This is a genomic window from Streptococcus oralis (assembly GCF_006175905.1).
In the GTDB taxonomy this organism is placed as follows: Bacteria; Bacillota; Bacilli; order Lactobacillales; family Streptococcaceae; genus Streptococcus; species Streptococcus oralis_BG.
Genome location: NZ_SSNB01000002.1, coordinates 152,262 through 172,404 on the forward strand (window position 1 = coordinate 152,262; position 20,143 = coordinate 172,404).

The 20,143-nt window shown below is 41.3% G+C and carries 18 protein-coding genes and 1 other annotated feature; of the genes, 2 read left to right on the forward strand and 16 right to left on the reverse strand.

Features of this window, described 5'->3' with window-relative positions:
• The first annotated feature begins 36 nt into the window (after window positions 1–36).
• Entirely contained in the window at window positions 37–2,319 is a 2,283-nt protein-coding gene (locus E7Y33_RS05255) for a Xaa-Pro dipeptidyl-peptidase (RefSeq protein ID WP_139689851.1), read from the forward strand.
• Window positions 2,320–2,838: 519 nt separating this feature from the next.
• The gene (locus E7Y33_RS05260) at window positions 2,839–3,309 is read left to right on the forward strand and encodes an arginine repressor (protein ID WP_139689852.1); all 471 of its coding nucleotides are present in this window, start codon (window positions 2,839–2,841) and stop codon (window positions 3,307–3,309) included.
• Window positions 3,310–3,344: 35 nt separating this feature from the next.
• On the opposite strand, the gene E7Y33_RS09465 is transcribed toward E7Y33_RS05260, so the two are convergent.
• From E7Y33_RS09465 to E7Y33_RS05340, 16 genes are all read right to left on the reverse strand, one after another.
• The gene (locus E7Y33_RS09465) at window positions 3,345–3,509 is read right to left on the reverse strand and encodes a hypothetical protein (RefSeq protein ID WP_125413210.1); all 165 of its coding nucleotides are present in this window, start codon (window positions 3,507–3,509) and stop codon (window positions 3,345–3,347) included.
• 9 nt (window positions 3,510–3,518) lie between these two features.
• Window positions 3,519–4,829, reverse strand: coding sequence for a GTPase ObgE (gene obgE / locus E7Y33_RS05270; protein WP_139689853.1), 1,311 nt, complete (start codon window positions 4,827–4,829; stop codon window positions 3,519–3,521).
• 71 nt (window positions 4,830–4,900) lie between these two features.
• Window positions 4,901–5,035, reverse strand: a complete 135-nt coding sequence (locus tag E7Y33_RS05275) for a DUF4044 domain-containing protein (protein ID WP_000863851.1) — start codon at window positions 5,033–5,035, stop codon at window positions 4,901–4,903.
• 29 nt (window positions 5,036–5,064) lie between these two features.
• Entirely contained in the window at window positions 5,065–5,253 is a 189-nt protein-coding gene (locus tag E7Y33_RS05280; RefSeq protein ID WP_000735790.1) for a PspC domain-containing protein, read from the reverse strand.
• Between the two features lie 20 nt (window positions 5,254–5,273).
• Window positions 5,274–6,599: a glycosyltransferase family 4 protein gene (locus E7Y33_RS05285; RefSeq protein WP_001219455.1), complete on the reverse strand. Its 1,326-nt coding sequence runs from the start codon at window positions 6,597–6,599 to the stop codon at window positions 5,274–5,276.
• Window positions 6,600–6,607: 8 nt separating this feature from the next.
• A complete protein-coding gene (locus E7Y33_RS05290) occupies window positions 6,608–7,651 on the reverse strand; it encodes a glycosyltransferase family 4 protein (RefSeq protein ID WP_061852638.1) in 1,044 nt (347 codons plus the stop codon).
• A gap of 112 nt (window positions 7,652–7,763) precedes the next feature.
• Complete coding sequence (locus tag E7Y33_RS05295; protein WP_000331930.1) at window positions 7,764–8,093, reverse strand: metal-sulfur cluster assembly factor; 330 nt, start codon at window positions 8,091–8,093, stop codon at window positions 7,764–7,766.
• A 14-nt stretch (window positions 8,094–8,107) separates the two neighbouring features.
• Window positions 8,108–9,217, reverse strand: a complete 1,110-nt coding sequence (gene rpoD / locus E7Y33_RS05300; RefSeq protein WP_000201892.1) for an RNA polymerase sigma factor RpoD — start codon at window positions 9,215–9,217, stop codon at window positions 8,108–8,110.
• Between the two features lie 2 nt (window positions 9,218–9,219).
• On the reverse strand, window positions 9,220–10,980 hold the full coding sequence (gene dnaG / locus E7Y33_RS05305) for a DNA primase (RefSeq protein WP_139689854.1): 1,761 nt from the start codon (window positions 10,978–10,980) through the stop codon (window positions 9,220–9,222).
• 196 nt (window positions 10,981–11,176) lie between these two features.
• Window positions 11,177–11,935, reverse strand: a complete 759-nt coding sequence (locus tag E7Y33_RS05310; protein WP_139689855.1) for an ABC transporter ATP-binding protein — start codon at window positions 11,933–11,935, stop codon at window positions 11,177–11,179.
• On the reverse strand, window positions 11,932–12,798 hold the full coding sequence (locus tag E7Y33_RS05315; protein WP_070568760.1) for an ABC transporter permease: 867 nt from the start codon (window positions 12,796–12,798) through the stop codon (window positions 11,932–11,934). The genes E7Y33_RS05310 and E7Y33_RS05315 overlap by 4 nt, the downstream gene beginning before the upstream one ends.
• A gap of 65 nt (window positions 12,799–12,863) precedes the next feature.
• Window positions 12,864–13,859, reverse strand: coding sequence for a tryptophan ABC transporter substrate-binding protein (gene trpX / locus E7Y33_RS05320; RefSeq protein WP_139689856.1), 996 nt, complete (start codon window positions 13,857–13,859; stop codon window positions 12,864–12,866).
• 117 nt (window positions 13,860–13,976) lie between these two features.
• Window positions 13,977–14,192 (reverse strand) — a binding site (T-box leader).
• A 95-nt stretch (window positions 14,193–14,287) separates the two neighbouring features.
• Window positions 14,288–16,984 (reverse strand): phosphoenolpyruvate carboxylase, encoded by a 2,697-nt coding sequence (ppc, locus tag E7Y33_RS05325; RefSeq protein WP_139689857.1) that lies wholly within the window; start codon window positions 16,982–16,984, stop codon window positions 14,288–14,290.
• A gap of 23 nt (window positions 16,985–17,007) precedes the next feature.
• Window positions 17,008–18,231 (reverse strand): cell division peptidoglycan polymerase FtsW, encoded by a 1,224-nt coding sequence (gene ftsW / locus E7Y33_RS05330; protein WP_000703342.1) that lies wholly within the window; start codon window positions 18,229–18,231, stop codon window positions 17,008–17,010.
• 188 nt (window positions 18,232–18,419) lie between these two features.
• Window positions 18,420–19,361 (reverse strand): peptidylprolyl isomerase PrsA, encoded by a 942-nt coding sequence (gene prsA, locus E7Y33_RS05335; protein ID WP_000728083.1) that lies wholly within the window; start codon window positions 19,359–19,361, stop codon window positions 18,420–18,422.
• Between the two features lie 67 nt (window positions 19,362–19,428).
• Window positions 19,429–20,142: an O-methyltransferase gene (locus E7Y33_RS05340; protein ID WP_139689858.1), complete on the reverse strand. Its 714-nt coding sequence runs from the start codon at window positions 20,140–20,142 to the stop codon at window positions 19,429–19,431.
• Between the last annotated feature and the right edge of the window lies 1 nt (window position 20,143).

Below are 20,143 nucleotides of genomic sequence, written 5' to 3' on the forward strand. Positions count from 1 at the left end.
TGATATAATAAATTTATCACTTCAAAGGAGAGCGCCATGCGTTTTAATCAATTCAGCTACTTGCCCACTCCTCGTTCTCAACTATTAGATGAATTAGAGAGTCTTGGCTTAAAGCTATCATCTAAACTGCCTATAAAAAGGCAGTTCGAAGACTTCATTCGTTGGAGTTTTTTCACTTATTCTGACACGGATTATGCCTTGTCGACTTTGGCTGCGGATAAAGAAACAGATTTAGTAACTTTTTTCCAATCAGACCGTGAGTTAACTGCGGAGATTTTCTACACAGTAGTTTTTCAACTTTTAGGATTTAGCTATCTGGTTGACTTTGAGGATGCCGAACAGTTTCGTAAAGAAACTGGTTTTCCTATTGTTTATGGAGATCTCATTGAAAATCTTTATCAATTGCTCAATACGCGAACGAAAAAAGGAAATACGCTCATTGATCAGCTTGTTAGTGATGGACTCATTTCAGAAGATAATCACTACCACTACTTTAACGGTAAGAGCTTGGCAACCTTCACTACTCATGATGTCATTCGTGAAGTCGTGTATGTCGAGAGTCGTGTGGATACTGATAACGACGGTCTCCCTGACTTAGTCAAGGTCAGCATTATTCGCCCGCGTTATGATGGTCAAGTACCTGCTCTTATGACTGCCAGCCCTTATCACCAAGGGACCAACGACAAAGCCAGTGACAAGGCTCTCTACAAAATGGAAGGGGAGCTTGAGGTCAAACTGCCCCACACCATTGAACTTGAGGAACCTAAGCTGAATTTAGTTGAACCTCATGGTCAAGCAGAAGTCGTCTCAGAAGCTGAAGAAAAGCTATCTCATATCAATAGCTCATATACTCTAAATGACTACTTCCTCCCACGTGGATTTGCCAATCTCTATGTATCGGGTGTTGGAACCAAAGATTCCCAAGGGCTCATGACCAATGGGGACTACCAGCAGATTGAGGCATATAAAAATGTCATTGATTGGCTCAATGGTCGTTGCCGTGCTTTCACGGACCACACGCGCAAACGCCAAGTCAAAGCTGACTGGTCAAACGGGAAAGTCGCAACAACAGGTATTTCCTATCTAGGTACCATGTCCAATGGTCTCGCCACCACTGGTGTTGATGGCTTAGAAGTCATCATCGCGGAAGCAGGTATTTCCTCTTGGTACAACTACTATCGGGAAAATGGTCTAGTGACTAGCCCTGGTGGTTACCCGGGTGAGGATTTTGACTCACTTGCTGAATTGACCTACTCTCGCAACCTCCAAGCTGGTGACTATATCCGTGGCAATGAAGCTCATCAAGCAGACTTAGAAAAGGTTAAAGAGAAACTCGATCGCAAGACTGGTGACTACAATCAGTTTTGGCATGACCGCAACTATCTGCTCAATGCTCACAAGGTTCAAGCTGAGGTCGTTTTTACGCATGGTTCCCAGGATTGGAATGTCAAACCTCTTCATGTTTACCAGATGTTTCATGCCCTTCCTAGCCATATCAATAAGCACCTCTTTTTCCATCATGGTGCCCATGTCTATATGAACAATTGGCAGTCGATCGACTTCCGCGAGTCCATGAATGCCTTGTTAAGTAAGAAATTGTTAGGACTTGACTCAGGCTATCAACTTCCGACTGTCATCTGGCAGGACAATATCGCACCGCAAAGATGGCAAGATCTTGATAACTTTGGCAAGCAGGATGAACTGCATACCTTCTCACTTGGAACTGAAGAAAAAGTGATTCAAAACCAGTATGATCAAAAAGATTTTGATCGTTATGGAAAGACTTACCAGACCTTCAACACTGAACTTTACCAAGGAAAAGCCAATCAGATCACCATTGACCTTCCAGTAAGTCAAGACCTTCACTTAAATGGGCGAGTAGAGCTAAAACTTCGTGTCAAATCAAGTACAAACAAGGGCTTATTATCAGCCCAACTGCTAGAACTTGGACAAAAGAAATATCTACAGCCTTATCCAGCCGTCTTAAGTGCTAGAACCATTGATAATGGTCGTTACCACATGTTAGAAAATCTCTGTGAACTAACATTCAACCCAAGTGCCCAACGTGTCATCACCAAAGGCTACCTTAATCTTCAAAATCGAACCAATCTCTTGACGATTGAAGAAATCCAACCAAATGAATGGATGGACTTCAAGCTAGAGCTTCAACCAACTATCTACAAACTTAAAGAAGGAGATACTCTCCGTTTGGTTCTCTACACAACAGACTTTGAGATTACAATTCGAGATAATACAGACTATCAATTGACTGTTGATTTAGCACAGTCTAGTCTTATCCTACCTTGTCAAAAGGTATAATCTACCAGACTTTCAATATGGAAGGATTCAAAGGAAAAGTCAATGAATTTGACCATTGAACTTCCTATAACCAAAGTTTTCCACTTGAACAGTCGAATCAAACATAAACTTTGTATCAAATCCAGTTCATCTGAAAGCATTTTAGAAGCCCCTAGACGGAACTTGGACAAAAGATACTCCCTCTAACCAACATGTGTAACCATTTATCATACACGCTACCAGACCACATGTTGGAAATCTCTGTGAATTACATTTAGAGTAAATTCACAAAACGCCGTGACAAAAAGCTACCCAAATTGAATGATTCACTGTCATTAAAGAACATCAATGTAGATGAACGGATTGTTACCCAGTTTATCTGCACGCAACTAGTGACAAGTTAAAAGAAGGAGAATCTCTCCATCTAGTTCTTTATCCTACTGACTGTGAAATCATCATACGTGACAATACCGCCTACCACCCGACTGACATTTTCGTTCAGTCCACGCTACTGTACCTTGTAAAAGGAGTACTTACTTTATGAACAAATCAGAACACAGACACCAACTTATCCGCGCCCTTGTTTCAAAAAACAAAATCCACACTCAAGCTGAATTACAAGCCTTATTAGCGGAAAATGATATTCAAGTTACTCAGGCTACCTTATCACGCGATATCAAAACCATGAACCTTTCAAAAGTGCGCGAAGAGGATAATTCTTACTATGTGCTAAATACAGGATCTATCTCCAAGTGGGAAAAACGTCTTGAAAACTATATGGAAGATGCTCTTGTTATGTTGCGTCCTGTGCAACACCAAGTTATTTTGAAAACTTTACCCGGTTTAGCCCAATCATTTGGATCTGTAATTGATTCCTTTGCCTTTCCAGATATCGTTGCAACCCTTTGTGGAGACGATGTGTGCATGATTATCTGTGAAGATGCTACAAAAGCGCAGGCTTGTTTTGAAAGTCTAAAAAAATATGCACCACCATTTTTCTTTAGTGAATAAAACAAATCCCGTGATCAAAAGATCACGGGAATTTTTTATTTCTTTGACTGTGTTTCTTCTTTCTTTGTACGTGCCAATCGAAGAGCACGTTTAGGATTGAGACGATTAAACAATTCTTCTAGTTTATTTTCATTCCATACATCTGCTGCAGAAACAAAATTTCCATCTGCATCTCGGAATGATATTGGTTTATCTCCCATATCAATCTCCTAGTCTACAAATTCAAACTCAAATTTACCGATTCGGACCAAGTCTCCATCCTTGGCTCCACGCGAACGAAGGGCTTCGTCAACTCCCATACCACGAAGCTGACGGGCAAACTTCATAACCGATTCGTCACGGTCAAAGTTGGTCATGTTAAAGAGTTTCATGAGTTTTTCACCAGAAAGTACCCATGTCGCATCATCATCACGACTAATCTCAAAGGCTTTTTCTTCCTCGTCAAAGCCATAGTAAGCCTCTTCTTCCATATCGGATTCATCATAGATTGGGAATTCTGGAGTCTTGTCTAACAACTCGGCTGTCGCGTCCAAAAGAGTCGCCAACCCTTGCTTGGTCAATCCAGAAATAGGGAAAATAGCTGGAAGTTCCTCAAACTCGTCGTAGTTTGCTGCCAACTTTTCCTTGAAAGTTTTAAGATTTTCCTGACTTTCAGGCATGTCCATCTTATTGGCTACGATGATCTGCGGACGTTCCATGAGACGAAGGTTATAGGATTCCAATTCCTTATTGATAGCAAGGTAATCCTCATAAGGATCACGTCCTTCGCTAGCTGACATATCGATGACATGGAGGATAACTCGTGTACGTTCAATATGACGGAGAAACTGGGTTCCAAGACCAACACCTTGACTGGCCCCTTCAATCAAACCTGGAAGGTCTGCTACAGCAAAAGATTCACCTGACTGCGTACGAACCATACCTAAATTAGGGACAATGGTCGTAAAGTGGTAAGCACCGATTTTAGGTTTAGCTGAAGTGATGACACTAAGCAAAGTTGACTTTCCAACAGATGGGAAACCGACCAAGCCAACATCCGCTAGGATCTTCAATTCCAGTTGCAACTCACGTTCTTGACCTGGTTCTCCATTCTCAGAGATTTCAGGTGCAGGATTTTTTGGAGTGGCAAAGCGGATATTTCCACGACCTCCACGACCGCCATGAGCCACGATAAATTCTTGACCATGTTCAATCAAGTCTGTAATGACTTTACCTGTTTCCGCATCACGTACAGTAGTCCCCTGTGGCACGCGAACACGAAGATCTTCTGCACCACGTCCGTGCATTCCTTTGGTCATTCCTTTTTCACCGGAATCAGCCTTGAAATGACGGTTATAGCGGAAATCCATCAAGGTACGTAAGCCTTCGTCTACCACGAAAACAACGTTACCTCCACGTCCACCATCACCACCCCAAGGACCGCCATTAGGGACATATTTTTCACGGCGAAAGGCAACCATGCCGTCGCCACCATTACCAGCCTTGACCTTAATCTTGGCTGTATCTAAAAACATACTCATATTTTCTTCTCACTTTAAAAAGGCTGGGGAGAACCCAGTCATTAGTTATTGTTTCTATCCTCGTAGCTTGCTTAGAATCTACTAAAAGCTCCAAGCGCAGTTGCAAAGATACCAGCAAGGGTTACAAACAACATGATGAGCACGACAACAAGCGTCACCTTTTCAAACAAAGTTTTTTTACGTTTTCCGTTATCTCCAAAAGCCATAACTTCTCCTTTTTCTATATAATTCTAATTTAATATTCTGTTGAAACTGGTGCAATCAACCATAAAATGATATAAGCAAGGACTCCTGTCCCATAACAAAATGCAAGAACAGCCCAAATGACACGAACAATTGTTGGATCAATATCAAAATAATGAGCAACTCCTGCGCATACTCCACCAATTTTTTGATCTTTCCCGCTTCTCATTAATTTTTTCATTTTTTCTTCCTCTTATTCTATTATTTGAATTCGTCTCTCCAATAATCTCTGATGCTAGACAATTGTTTTCGAGACGCTCTTAAAATACGCTTGGATTCTTTTACTGGGCTTGTGACAGCCTGTTGAGGTAGATAGAGAATCGTTTTTAAGAAGCGCTGAGTGACAGGTTGTCCATCATGTAGCTCATGTTCAAAGTTATTTGAGATAATGGCATCAAGGTAAAACTCATGAACTCGTTTCCCAAAATTTTCAGCCGAAATCTCGTACAACTTATCCGCCAACTTTTGTTCAGACATATCAGGAGTAGCAATCAATGCTTCAAGGATAGCTCCTGCAAGCTCTCGTTCTCCATAGTAGAGGGTCCCAAACATTTTATCATTAATCAGATTTTCAAGATAGGGGTTGCCATGAGCAATAACAGGCGTTCCACTGGCTAGACTTTCTAGATAGGTTAAACCCTGAGTTTCACTCGTAGAGGCTGAAATAAAGAAATCAGCTGCTTTATAGTACAAGGCTGTCTCACTGGGAGCAATCATACCTGTAAAAATCACATGTTTTTGTATGTTTAATTTCCCTGCTTGTTCTTTCAGACTGTCCAGATAAGGTCCGTCTCCAGCAACAACCAGCTTAACCTTGTCTTCTTCTTTCAAAACCTGTGCAAAGGCGACTAAGACTGCTTGGATATTCTTCTCAAAGGAGATACGAGAAAGGCTCAGCAGCATTTTCTCGCCTTCCTGAATACCTAACTTCGAACGAAGCTCTAGTAAGTTTTCCTCTTTGATCTCAGGTCGTTCAAACTTAGCCAGCTCAATTCCAGTTGGGATGACACGCTTTTCAACCTTGACTTTGTATTTAGATAAAAGGTCACGAACAATCTCACTAGGGCAAATCACGCCATCTACATCATGAAGGAAGCCACGCACCAAATATTTTACCATACTCGGACGAATTAGCATGCCCTTAGCAATGTAATGCACATAGTCTTCATACTGGGTATGGTAGGTATGAATAACTGGAATTTTCAATTCTCTCGCAATCCAAATTCCTAACAAACCAAGAGAAAATTCTGTCTGGGTATGAATAATATCGAGTTGATACTGCTTGGCAATTTCAAGCGCCTTTGTAAAACCTCGGTAGGCAAATCGTCGATCCTTAAACGCAAAGAAAGGGACACTCGGAATGCGAATAATTTGCCAATCCTCGTAGCGGTTCACATCTTTATCTGTTGTTGTAAAGATAAAAACTGCATGCCCCTGCTTTTCAAGCTCAGTTTTCAAAGTCCGAATACTAGTCGCGACCCCGGAAACCTGAGGGAAATAGGTATCTGTAAATAAACCAATTCGCATAAATTACCTCACTTTTTGCCCAAAGCAGCCTGTTCTCGATAAAATTTTAACCAGATTTCCAACAAATGCTCCTCAGAGTACTCTTTGGAGATCTCGCGAGCTTTTTCTTTCAAGTCCTTTAAGGCTTCAGGGTCATTCTTGTATTCTAGGATTGCTTCTCTCATCTCGGAAACATCACTTGTAGCACGATAATTCCCATCAAGAATAACCTTATACAGATCCAAATCTCTTAACATAATAGGAGCCTCGCAACTAGCGGCCTCTAAGATAGTCATAGGGAATAATTCATTGTAACTTGGTAGCAAGAATAGATCCGCCATAGCATAAAGTTCCCGCATCCGTTCCGGTGACACAATCCCAGGGAAAATAAGATTTTCAGGTGGATTGTCCATTATCTTCTTGTAGCGTTCATAACCATCTGTCATCCCACCAAATGAAAAACCACCTGCCCAGATAAAGGTAATTTCTGGTAATTCCTCAGCAAGACGGATAAAATCATCAATTCCTTTACGTTTCTGAACCTGACCCGCACCGATTACGACAAACTGATCTTCCGCAAGATCCATTTCCTTCCGGAGTTGTGCAACCTGTTCAGCTGGTAATGGATGCCATTTTTCTTTGTTTACAAAATTTGGAATATAAGTTACTTTTTCACGCGGAATACCAGCAGCCACTAAATCCTCGATAAACATGGGATTGACCACCACCAAGTGTTCCATTCGGTTGTAAAAGGAAAAAACATAGCGTTTGACAATTCCTTTTAGGAAAAATGGAATCTTCAAACTCCCCTCAAGCGTATCAGGCAAAAAATGCACATAGCCAATTTTTCTCCCAGAGCGTTTCTTTTGGAAAGTAGATAAATAATAGGGGAAATCAATGGTATGAAAGTGAGTTACATCCGCTTCTACAGGAAGATTCTCTGTAACAATCAACTGATCTTTGGCATCACGGTGAAGGAGACTAACCAATTCTCGATAAGCTCCTGACACTCCTTGACCAGCTACTTTTTCACTTGAACTCAGCATATTAATACGCAATTTTTCGTTTTCCATACCTTCCATTATACCATTTTATTTCCAGAAAATCAGCAAAAGAAAGAAGAGACCAAAGGAAAAAGGATAAAATTACCTTATTTTCCAATCGTCTCTCTCATTTTTTTAGTCTTTATTTAATTCCTAGGGCGATACGCGCGTATCGGCTCATTTTTTCAACCGTCCAAGCTGGATACCAGACCAATTTAACTTCGGTATTGGTTACCTCAGGCACATCTGTCATCGCATCATGTATCTGGTCTGTCAAAAGGTCAGCCAGTGGGCAGCCCATAGTTGTCAAGGTCATATCAATTTCAGTGTGACCTGTTTCACCATCAAAACGAATTTCATAAATCAAACCTAGGTTGACAATATCAATCCCCAACTCAGGGTCGATGACTTCTTCCAAAGCATTTAAAATGCGTGTTTTGATCGTTTCAATTTGCTCTTCTGTATAAGCCATGTTATTCCTCACTCTTAATCTTCAATAAAATCACGAAGGGGTTTGCTGCGACTTGGTTGGCGCAATTTTCTCAAAGCCTTGGCCTCGATCTGACGGATACGCTCACGAGTCACGTTAAAGACTTTCCCAACATCTTCAAGAGTACGCATTTTCCCATCGTCCAAACCGAAGCGCAAGCGCAAGACGTTTTCTTCACGATCTGTGAGAGTATCCAAGACTTCATCCAACTGCTCACGTAAAACGATACGAGTTGTGTAGTCCACTGGATTCTCAATCACTTCGTCTTCGATAAAGTCCCCAAGATGGCTATCGTCCTCTTCACCAATCGGTGTTTCAAGAGATACTGGCTCTTGGGCGATTTTCAAGATTTCACGTACCTTGTCAGGTGTCATATCCATGCGCTCAGCGATTTGTTCGGGAGTTGGATCTTGACCCAATTCTTGAAGGAGATTACGTTGTTCACGGACAAGCTTGTTAATGGTTTCCACCATGTGAACAGGGATACGAATAGTACGAGCTTGATCAGCGATGGCACGGGTAATCGCCTGACGAATCCACCAAGTTGCATAAGTAGAAAACTTAAAGCCTTTTGAATAGTCAAATTTGTCTACGGCTTTCATCAAGCCCATGTTTCCTTCTTGGATCAAGTCAAGAAACTGCATGCCACGCCCTACGTAGCGCTTAGCGATAGAAACCACCAAACGAAGGTTGGCTTCTGCAAGACGCTGTTTGGCTTCGATATCACCAGCTTCAACAGCTAGGGCCAATTCTTTTTCTTCTTCGTTGGTCAAGAGAGGAACAACCCCAATTTCCTTCAAATACATACGAACAGGGTCATTAACCTTGGCAGATGTTGAGCCAATCAAGTCCTCATCACTGAGTTCTGGTTCTTCTTCTGCACTAAGAACACGCGCACTTGGATTTCCTTCGTTATCTGTGATAGAAATTCCAGCATCCTGAATCCGTTGCAAAAGGTCTTCAATGCCGTCTGCATCAAGGGTAAAAGGAATAACCAGACTTGAGTTGATTTCATCGTCTGTTGCTGTTCCTGTTTTTTTGTGGTTACGGATAAAGTCTGCTACTTGCACATCAAATGTGGTTACTTCTTTTTGTTTTGTTGCCATTATTACTCCATTCTTCTCTTTTGGGAAATCAATCGTTGCAATTCTTCCAAGGCTGTGTCTGTATCTCCTACATGACTAGCTTCCTGCACTTTCTTTTTAATTCGTAAGTTGTCCTTGCTGAGGAGAGCACGGTTTCGAGTCGCTTCGACTTCCATTAGCTCTTGAGGCGACATCTCAGCTGGCAAATCCAGACTAAGCACGTGGTACCAAGCATTTTCAACCTCAGGTGTCTGATGAGAAAGCTCCTCTGAGCCGATTTCTCCCTGCTCACTTAATAATTCGTAAAGAATTTGAAATTCTGGGGTATCAAAGAAAAAATCTTCTCTTAATCGGTAGTCGTTTAACACAACTGGATTCTCAGCCATCCTATAAAGGAGATGAGCCTCTGCTCTCATGACTGCTGTCAATTGTCGCGTTACAGGTATACTAATCGCTGCTGGAGGTTGCTCCTCTTTGACTCTTTCCTGCCTCTGAACAATGCGACTTTCATTTACAATCTGCTCCACCTGCTGGTAATCAAAAGAAGGTAGATTATCCGCCAGAATGTGGATATAAGAATTCTGGGCAGTGATAGACTTTTCTTTGGCGATTAGGGGCGCAATCTTTTCAATGAACTCAATTTGCGCCTGTAAGTTATCACTATTTTCAGGCTTGAGCTGGTGAATATAGAACTCAATAGGACTAATCCGAGTCTTGGTTAAAAGGTAAGCCAGATCTTCAGAAGAATTCTTTTGCAAATACTCATCTGGGTCCATGGCATCAGGTATTCGAACAACCTCCACTGAAAAGTCTTTTAACTCGTCTAGAGCCTTGGCTGTCGCTGCCTGTCCTGCCTTGTCACCATCATAGCTGAGAACTATCTTTTTGGTGAAGCGTTTGAGGTGATCAACATGCTCCTTGCTTAAGGCTGTTCCCATGGAAGCTACAGCATTTTCTATACCAGCACGGTAGGCTGCAATCACATCCATGAAGCCTTCCATCAGATAGAGCTCTGTAATCTTACCTGTTCCCTTTTTTGCCTTGTCCAAATGATACAATTCGTAACTCTTGTTAAAAATTACTGTTGAGCGACTATTTTTATACTTAGCAGTCTGACTGTCCGTTTCTTGCCAGATACGACCTGAAAATGCAATAACCTGCCCCTTGTCATTGGTCAAAGGAAAGATGATCCGTCCAAAAAAAGTATCATAAAATTTATTACCATCTGACAGATAAAACAGGCCAGAATCCAATAAATCCTTTTCCTCAAACTTGTCAGCCAAACGTTGATAGAGATAAGTTCTCTCTGCTGGAGCTAGTCCAATCTGAAAGTGCTTCAGAACATCATCTGTCAATCCGCGTTTGTAGAGATAAGCCCTTGCTTCTTCTCCCATCTTGGTCGTCATGAGGATGGCATGGTAAAAACGGGCAGCTTCTTCATGCATATCGTATAGAGCTTGATGAGGGGAAGTTTGTTGAGGACGAGACTGTACCGGCGTAGCCAGTTGAATACCGACGCGCTCTCCTAAGAGCTGAACGGCTTCCATGAAGGACACACCTTGGTATTCTTCGATGAACTTAAAGACATCTCCTGAACGCCCACATCCAAAACAGTGATAAAACTGCTTGTCTTCCACAACGTTGAAAGAGGGGGTCTTTTCACCATGAAAAGGACAGAGCCCTAAATAGTTCCGTCCAGCCTTCTGTAAAGAAATCACATCACCTATGACTTCCACAATGTTGGCATTGTTTTTGATTTCTTCAATGACTTGCTTGTCAACCATACACAATACCTCCATCTTATCATAGTTTCACGTAAACTAGTATAGCTTATTTCTGAAAAAAAGTAAACCATTTCATACGCTTTCCGTAATTCTCTTTGCCTTATTTTTCTAGATAGAAAGAGGAGATAAAAAACTCAGAAACACTTTAATGCTTCTAAGTTTCTCTTCTCTATTTTTTGATGATTACTTCACTCATCTATTCAAATAATTGATAGTAGTCTGAAATTTTCATCTTAGCTTTTTCTTCTTTATTGAGGTCTTGGATGATGCGACCTTCCTTCATGACAATCAGACGGTTTCCATACTTCAGTGCATCTTCCATATGGTGGGTAATCATCAAGGCTGTTAGATGATCCTTGCTGACAAAGTCATCTGTTAACTCCATCAAAGCCACGCTGGTCTTGGGGTCGAGTGCTGCTGTGTGTTCATCCAACAAGAGCAACTCTGGTCGCTTCAAGGTAGCCATCAAGAGACTCAAAGCCTGACGTTGTCCACCTGATAAAAATTCAATAGGAGTGTCCAGATGTTTTTCAAGGCCATTTCCCACTTTTTCAATGGTAGTCTGGAACTCTTCTCTATGGCTTGAAAGTCTCCTAGGAAGGAGTCCTCTCTTCTCACCACGAAACTTGGCAATCAAGAGATTTTCCGCTACCGTCATACGAGGGGCTGTTCCCATCTTGGGATCCTGAAAGACGCGAGACAAGTACTTAGCCCGCTTTTCAGGTGAAAAATGCGTCACATTCTCCCCCATGATACGGATACTTCCACTTGTTAAAGGTAAGGTACCTGCAATAGTGTTAAAAAGCGTTGACTTCCCAGCTCCATTTCCACCTAGGATGGTAATGAAATCATGTTCGAAAATTTCAAGAGAAACATCATTCAGAATGATTTTTTCCTCATCAAAGTCATTCGTGATGACTTTGGTAGCATTTTTTAATTCTACAATTGCTGTCATTTGCTAAACTTGACTCCTTTCAGGTATTTGCTTTTGAAGGTTGGAATCATAAGGCAAACTGCCAAAATTAAGGCGCTATACAAACGCAGATAACTTGTATTAAACCCAAGAGCAATCACTCCCCAAACGAGGAATTGATAAGCAATAGACCCTACGACGATGGTCATGAGTCGCTCTGCCAGGGTCAAACTCTTGAACAAAACCTCACCAATAATCAAGCTAGCAAGCCCTACGACAATCACGCCAATTCCTCGAGAAACATCCGCGTATCCTTCTTGTTGAGCAATTAAGGCCCCTGCAAGCGCGATAATCCCATTTGAGAGAACCAAACCCATGAGTTCCATACGTCCCGTATTGATACCAAAGCTACGAGCCATATCAGGATTGTCACCTGTAGCGATGTAGGCCTGACCTAGTTTGGTATCAAGGAAAAAGAGCATGAGACCAATAACAAGAGCTACAAAGATTAATCCAGTCAGGAGTTGGTTAAGGTCTGAATCGAAAGGCAAGAAATCCTGAATTTGCTTGGTTCCAAGAAGCCCCAGATTGGCACGCCCCATAATCATGAGCATGATGGAATGGCAGGAAGTCATGACCAGAATTCCTGATAAGAGAGTTGGGATTTTTCCTTTGGTATATAAGAGACCTGTCGCCATTCCAGCTAGACAGCCCGCTCCTACTGCGGCAAGGGTTGCTAAAAATGGGTTGACTCCCTGTGTTATCAAGGTTACAGCTACTGCTCCCCCAAGAGGAAAAGAACCTTCAGTAGTCATATCTGGAAAATTCAAAATTCGAAAAGTCATAAAGATTCCCAAACCTAAAATCGCCCAGACCATCCCCTGAGAAATAATGGATACTATCATAATCTTTCACTCATTTCTTTCTTTAGTAAAAATGGGAGGAGATGTCCCCAACTCCTCCTTTATCCTTATTCAATCACTTGCCCTGCTTCTTTTAGAACGGACTCAGGAATGGTGATACCAAGTTCCTGCGCTAGCTTTTTGTTAATCACTGACTTACCAGTTGAAAAGACATTAACTGGCGTATCAGCTGGTTTTTCACCTTTCAAAACTTTAGCAATCATCTTACCAGTAGCCACTCCAAGATCGTGTTGGTCAACTACTACAGATGCCAGACCTCCTGCTTCTACCATGGCAGTTGCGCTTGGGTAGATTGGTTTTTTAGCTGTTTGGTTGCTTGATACAACTGTTGGGAAGGCTGATGCAATGGTGTTATCAATTGGAACCCAGATAGCGTCGACCTTGCTGGTCATAACATTAACAGTTGAAGCAATTTCGTTGGTTGATGGAACGGCAAAGGTTTCGACTTTCAAGCCTGCTTTTTCAGCATAAGCCTTGAATTCCTCAACTTGCGATTTTGAGTTATCTTCGCTACTTGAGTAGAGGGCTCCGATTGTTTTAACATCAGGTGTCAAAGCTTTAATGAGTTCTACTTGTTGTTCTGCTGGGTTATGGTCTGATACTCCTGTAATGTTGCCACCTGGTTTTTTCAAATCTTTAACCAAATTAGCACCAATTGGATCTGTTACAGCAGCCATGATAACTGGTAAGTCTTTAGTAGCACTTGCAAGTCCTTGAGCTGCTGGTGTTGCAATCCCAACAACGACATCGTTTCCATTTGCTACCAATTGTTTACTCATGGTTGCAACCTTGCTCTGATCTCCTTCAGAGTTCATAAAGTCGATTTTTACTTGATCGTCCTTATAGCCTTCTTCAGCTAGTCCATCTTGAATCCCTTGGTAAATCAAGTCCAAGGATGGGTGACTAACAAACTGAAGGACACCAACCTTAGCAACCTTTTGCTCTTCCTTAGCTCCTGGCTTGTTCATTGATGAATAAATCAAGCTAGCCACTACCAATACTGCTAATCCAACGATAATTCCAATCAAACGTTTATTTTTCATTTTTCTTTCTCCTTAATTCTTTTATCTTAACTTTTTAAATTACATCATCAAGCGATGCCATCGTTTAAATTCCATCATCATCCTCCTAATAGAAAAAGTCCTCACACAAAAAACTTGTGTGAGGACGTCTATGCGCGGTGCCACCTCAATTATAGGGAATCCCCCTATCTCTCAATCTCGCTTCACGAGTTGCACTGTAAGGTGTGCTCACCGAATTCTTATGATTTCAAATTCTTTATAACATTCAGCCCAATTTTCATCACTTTCATCTATCTGTTTCCACCAACCACAGACTCTCTAAAAAACTTCAATGATTACTCTCTGAATGTTTAAATTATATCATTTTTCAATTACTTGTCAAGACTATTTTTAGAATTTTTTAAACTATTCAAAAACTTCCCCTAGAAAAAGAGGAAGTTTAGAAAATATCAACCTGAATTACGCAAACCTGTTGCAATTCCGTTAATGGTTGTATGAATCAATCTTTCTTCGTCTGCTGACAATTCACCACGACGTTGACGTTTAATCAACTCCAACTGAATGTAGTTAAGGATATTAAAGTAAGGCATACGATAGTTTAGACTGTCTTTTAGGTAAGAGTTTTCTGCCAAGAGTTCGTCATAACCTTCGATAGCTAAAATAACATCCTTGGTCAATTGCCATTCATCTAAAATAGTGTAAAAGATAGCTTGCACTTCTTCATCTTCACAGAGCTTGGCATATTCAAAGGCAATGTTCATATTAGACTTAGACAAGACCATGTCTACATTGGAAAGCAATGATTGGAAGAAAGGCCAGTTTTGGTACATGTCACGAAGAAACTCGATATTTTTCGGATCTTGATCAATAAACTCTTTAAAGCTTGATCCTACACCATACCATCCAGGGAACATGACACGACTTTGTGACCATGAGAAGACCCAAGGAATGGCACGCAAACCGCCAATTTCAGTGATGGTCTTACGAGCTGCTGGACGCGAACCGATATTGAAGCTTGAAATAGCCTTGATCGGACTTGATTCAAAGAAGTAGTCATAGAAATGTTCATTTCCAAAGACCAAGTCACGGTAGATATCGTAGCTACGATCCACTACTTGATCCATGATAGCTTCGTAACGATTTGATGTGTTGGTATCACTCTTCTTCTTGGTAATCATACGGTTAATGGCTGCAGAAACCAGCATCTCAAGGTTGTAATATGCAGCGTCTTTGTTTCCGTATTTGTTTCCAATCACTTCTCCTTGCTCAGTCAGACGGATACGGTCCTTTATAGACTTGAGCGGTTGAGATGTAATGGCTTCATATGTTGGACCACCACCACGACCGACAGTCCCACCACGACCATGGAAGAAAGTGACTTTAACGCCAAATTCATCCCCAATAGCAGTCAGTTGTTGTTGAGCTTTATAGAGAGTCCAACACGATGACAGGTAACCACCGTCCTTGTTACTATCAGAGTAGCCAAGCATGATTTCTTGGTAATTATCTTTTGAAGCAATCCATTTTTTAGCCAAAGGAAGAGAGAAATATTTTCTCATGGTTTCTTCCGAATGATCCAAGTCCTCGATCGTTTCAAACAGGGGAACAATCTGAACACGGGCTTTTTGAGCATCCACCAAGCCGACTTCCTTGAGCATGATGGCTAGTTCTAGCATATCAGATACACTTGTTGCATGTGAGATAATTGTTTGACGAATGACATTTTCACCCAGTTTATCCTTCAACTTGCGGGCAGCTTTAAAGATAGAGAGTTCTTTTTCAAGCAGTTCTGACTTTTCAGCATGAGTCGCTGAGAGGATACGAGGATCTTCTTCCAACTCTTTTAGGAGGAGAGCGCATTTTTCATCTTCAGACAGATCGCTATAGTGGTCGTTGATGCCAGCAGATGCTAGCAATTCAGCCACACAAGCTTCATGAACACTAGAGTCTTGGCGCATATCAATAGAAGCAAGGTAGAAACCAAAGATTTCGACAGCTTGCATCAACTCGACAAATTCTCCTGAAATCAGGTATTCCCCTTTGTTCTCTAATAGAGAGTCGCGAATGGCCAACAAATCTTGATAAAATTCATCTGCAGTGGCATATCTAGGCTGAAGGTCCTTGTCTTCAATCAAATAAGCCTTGGTTGCCTGCATCTTAGCTTGGATGTCAAAGAGGGCACGACGATAGAGTTCTTTTTCACGGTAAATGGAGTTATCCTGTGACTTCAGCGCCATCTCACGAACCTTGTCGCTGACATTCACAATACTGGTTGAGAGTGAGAATTCACGATAAAGATTATAAATCTTTTCATCATAGTAGTTCATGATGACTTCGCACTGAGTCAAGGCTGATTTATTGAGGGTTTCCGCTGTTACGAAAGGATTTCCATCACGGTCTCCTCCAATCCACATCCCCATAGTAATCGGTTTTGGATGTTGGAGCTCGATACCTTGTTCTTTAGCTAGTTTCTTATACTCAGCCGTTAAACGTGGAACAGCATTCAGGAAAGAACTTTGGTAGTACTCCATCACGTTGGTGATTTCGTTGGTTACCTTCAATTTCTTCTCGCGAATCATGTCCGTTTGCATGATAATCTCAATATAACGACGGAGATCTGTGTGCCATTTTTCTTTGTTAATCAAGCCTAGTTTGACATCACGGTACTTACGCAAGAGAGTATGGATGTGATTGGTCAAGTCCAGCATACTCTTACGTTGGACCTGAGTCGGATGGGCAGTCAGAACAGGCACAACATTCAGCTGCTCCAAAATGGTAGCTGCATTTTCTTTTTCAGCCACCATTTTAATGGTTGTAGATAATTTCCCTAGATAGTCTTGGTCAATATTATTTTGGTGATTGATTTCATAGGCCAAATCCACATCCTCAGAGATATTGATCAAGAGTGGAAGGATTGAGAAATAGCGTGAAATGTAAATCATTTCTTCATTCGAAAGACTGGTCACTAGGTCATTTAGCCCTTGATAATTCTCGCTAGTTGATAATTCCTTCAACTGGATAATCTTTTCAAAGGTTTCTGGCGCCAGCATATTTTTTGTGATATCTTCTAATAGCTCCGTCAGAATCAAGACTTCTTCTTGGACGACTGCTTTATTACTATAGTTTTCTAATTTTTGAAGAGACATATACTTTCCTTTCCATTCAATCCTTACAGATTTTCATCGGTTTGATTTTCGTATTCTCTGATAAGTTTGGCACGTTTTTCACTGGCATCAATGTTCAGTACAAGCGCGATGGCTACGGATAATACTAGGAGACTGTTCCCACCTTGTGAAAGGAAGGGGAAGGTTACCCCTGTAGAAGGAATCAACCCTGAAATCCCACCTATATTGACAAAGACCTGAACAAGGATCATCCCTCCGACGCCAATAGCAACCATAGAGTTAAAGGGGTCCTTTGCTCGAATACCAACCAAGATGATTCGCAAAATCAAGAAGAAGAGTAAAGCCAAAATCATACTGGCTCCTACGAATCCAAACTCCTCGATAACAATCGAAAAGACAAAATCCGTATGGGCTTCTGGCAGATAACCACGCTTCTCAATAGAATTTCCCAGTCCCAGTCCGAACCAGCCACCATTTACCATTGCATAGTAGGAATTTGCGAGCTGGTGCCCTGCACCCGCCAAGTCATTAAAGGGATTAAAGAAGGCACTAAAACGTTTAGCAACGTAACCAAATACAGGAATTTGAGAGAACTTTTCAACCCCAACAAAGCGAATGACAGATAAGACTAACATTGAGCTCCCTGCCAAGAGAGCCAAAATGGTCGAGAACCAACGATAGGCGATCCCACTTACGGTATACATGATGAGCGCCACCAAGACCAAGATGGTCGCATTTCCCAAGTCTGGGAAAATTCCCAAGCTACCAATCAGAACCAGCAGAACAAAACGCCAGTCATTAAAAGCTCGAGGTAGCCACTGATTCTGTGTCAAAACCTGGAAGTCATAAACCGCAATCTCATCTTGTTGTTTTGAAAAACGATGCGCCAAATACCAGATGATGATAATCTTAAGGTATTCAGCCGGCTGAATCGTTACAGGTCCTACAGAAATCCATCCGTAAGCTCCATTGACAGGTGTTCCGACCAGCCGCGCCAGAGCTAAAAGAACCATCTCCACAATCATTACGATAAAGATGAGACGACCATTTCTTAAGAATCCTAATTTTAATTTATAGATTAAGGCAATCAGAATCAAACTAGCTATCCAGAAGATCCCCTGGTTACGCACCAATTGAAAGGCGCTTTTTCCTTCTTCAATCAAGGTTGCACTCGTTGTCGAGTACACCACAATCAGCCCCAAAATCGATAAAAGGAAGTAAGGGATCAAAATGGAATAGTTTAGTAGGTGCCTTTTACTAATTTTCATATTTCACCACTCTAATAGGAACAGACGCTTCTGTTCCCAATTCCGTTTTATTTTCTAGTTTTGATTGCTATTATACCACTTTTTCAGAAAGAAAAAAACTCTTATCCTTTAATCCTTCGAATTTTACCCATTTTCTAGTATCAGGTATAAAAAAAACAAATCTCTTTTGAGATTTGTTTTTTGCTTTCTTAGTTAGATGAAGAACTGCTACTTGAGCTTGAGTCACCACCACCGATGTATTGGGTGAAGATGTTTTGGAATGATTGGTCTTTAACCTTGATGTTTGCTGCTTGCAATTCTTTACCAATTACTCCTTGAACAAAGGCTGAATCATTTTGTTTTTGAGTCAAGATGATGGTCTTCAATTTTTCTTTATAATCCTCGATATTAGAAGATTTTTCTGTTTTCTTCGTTACTTTGACGATGTAGAACTGACTACTGTAGGCTTGTGTTCCAGTAGCTGTAATCACATCAGAAACCCCGTTCACATCCAAAGCAAAAGCTGCTTTCTTGACTTGTTCTGGAAGTTCTGTTGAAGCAGAGTCAAAAGTGATTTCTCCACCATTTTCTTTTGTTTTGTCGTCGTTAGAGTTGTCTTTTGCCAACTGAGCAAAATCTGCACCTTCTGCTTTAGCTTTCTCAAGCACTTCTTTTGCCTTGTCTTCATTATCCAAACGGATGATTTGAGCTGTTACGTCTGGTGTGTAAGACTCAAAAGCTTTTTGGTAGGCTTCGTCTGTCAACTCACTCTCAGCAGCCTTCTTAACCGCTAATTCAACCAATTTGCTGGTACGGATTTGAGCTTTACGAGTCTCAGGTGTCATACCTGCACGTTGAAGCACGCTGTTGTAGCTATCGCCGTATTTCTTTTGTTCTTCAGCAACGGCGTCATCCACATCTTTATCCGTTACCTCTGATCCATATTGTTGTTCAAATACTTTTTGGATGGTCATATTGAGCAAGACTTGTTGTGCAGTTGGATTGTTCTTTACTTCTTCAAAGAATTGATGTTCTGTAATCACATCGCCCTTCATACTGATCAAATCTTTCCCTTCAGAACTGTTTGAACAAGCTGCAAGTGTTGCTACTGATAAAAGTGTGATGGCTCCTGCCATAAGTTTTTTCTTCATTTTTACTCCTTTTACGGTAAGTGTTACCTTATCTATTTTACTATAATTTCTTAAATTTTTCTGAAAATCATTCACTCTCAGGAAGTTGCACATCTGCTACATTCTTGCGTAGCATGAGAATGCCATCCCCAAGCGGAACTAGAGTTGCCGTTAAATCTGGATTGTCCAAAGTTGCTTCAAAAAGTCTTTGCAAACCACGGTAAATAGTTCTTTGACCACGTCGGACTTCCATGATATCCTTGGCAACATCGCCTCCTTGGAAAATATCGTCCAAGACCACTACTCCACCAACTTCCAAGTGTTTGAGGATTTCTGGTAAAAAGACGATGTACTTGGACTTGGCTGAATCCATAAAGACAAAGTCATATGTTTCTGTCAGACTAGATAAAACATCGACTGCATCTCCCTCTAAGAGGGTGATTTGCTTACGACTGTCAAACTGGGCAAAGTTTTCCTTGGCAAAGCCGATCATCTCAGGATTACGGTCAATGGTTGTAATCTTTGCATTTGGCGCATGTTCTGCCATCAGGAGGGCTGAAAAACCAATTGCTGTCCCAATTTCCAAAATGTTCTTGGGTTGCAGACTTTCCATGAGAAAACGGAAATAAGCAACTGTTTCATGAGGAATAATGGGAATATTCTCCTTGCGAGCGAAGGTCTCCAATTCTTTCAAGGAACCTGTCACCTGCTTTTGACGCTGGCGCATAAACTCTACGATTTCTTCCTTGACGACGGGACGACGCATATTGTGATTGGCATTTTTACTATAAGACTCTACCATC